Raw genomic sequence first — 899 nt, 5'->3', positions numbered from 1 at the left:
GGTAGGTGAAGTCAGTTTGCCACATCTCGTTCGGGCGCGTCGTCTTGTCCTTGAACTCGTCATTGGCCTTTATGACGATATAGGCTGGCGAGGTAATCAGGTCATGGGCCTTGAGCAGGCGATAGACCGAAGCCTCTGAGACGAAATAGCTTTCAGTGTCAGTGAACTTCACCGCCAGCTCGCGTGGCGACAGATCGGCATGGTCGAGCGCCATGGTGATGATCCGGTCGCGGACAGCGTCGGGGATACGGTTCCACACCCGTGACGGAGCCGAGTGCCTGTCTTCCAGCCCCTCGACACCGTGGGTCTGGAAACGATCATACCAGCGATAGAAGGTTGGCCGAGGAATGCCGAGCTTGTCGAGCGTCTGCCTGGCTGGCAGATGAGACCCCTCGACAAGCCGGATGATCTCGAGCTTTTCGGTGGCGGGATATCTCATTCTTCGTCGCCCCCATCCGCGATCATGCTTTTTTTAAGCAGGCGGTTTTCCAAGGTGAGGTCGGCCAGCGCCTCCTTCAGGTCGCGGCTTTCACGACGCAGCGCTTTCACTTCGTCGCTGGTGGCCGAACGCGCGGTGTCACCGGCTAGCCGCTTCTTGCCCGCTTCGAGAAACTCCTTCGACCAGCTATAATACAGGCTCTCGGCGATCCCTTCACGTCGGCAGATCGCGGCAATGCTGTCTTCGCCGCGCAGCCCCTCCAACACGATGCGGATTTTGTCCTCCGCCGAGTGATGCTTGCGCGTCGCGCGCCGGATGTCCTTGATTGTCTTTTCGGCCGCCGATGTCTGCGGCCCGGTTTTCTTTCTCATCTTCGCTTCCTTTGATAGAGCTACGATGAGCCGAAAATCCTCTCTTCTCAATTAAACCAATTCTGTCTCATGGGCGCTGATGTCGGACA

At 58.0% G+C, this 899-nt stretch carries 1 pseudogene; it reads right to left on the bottom strand.

The window, feature by feature from the left end:
• Positions 1–810: pseudogene (locus P7F60_RS30755) on the bottom strand (helix-turn-helix domain-containing protein); the annotation flags it as partial.
• Between the last annotated feature and the right edge of the window lie 89 nt (positions 811–899).

Origin of the sequence: Rhizobium sp. YJ-22 (genome assembly GCF_029601685.1) — a bacterium.
GTDB lineage: Bacteria > Pseudomonadota > Alphaproteobacteria > Rhizobiales > Rhizobiaceae > Metarhizobium.
The sequence above is the reverse complement of the archived record's forward strand: the minus strand, read 5'-3'. Positions and strand labels throughout refer to the sequence as shown.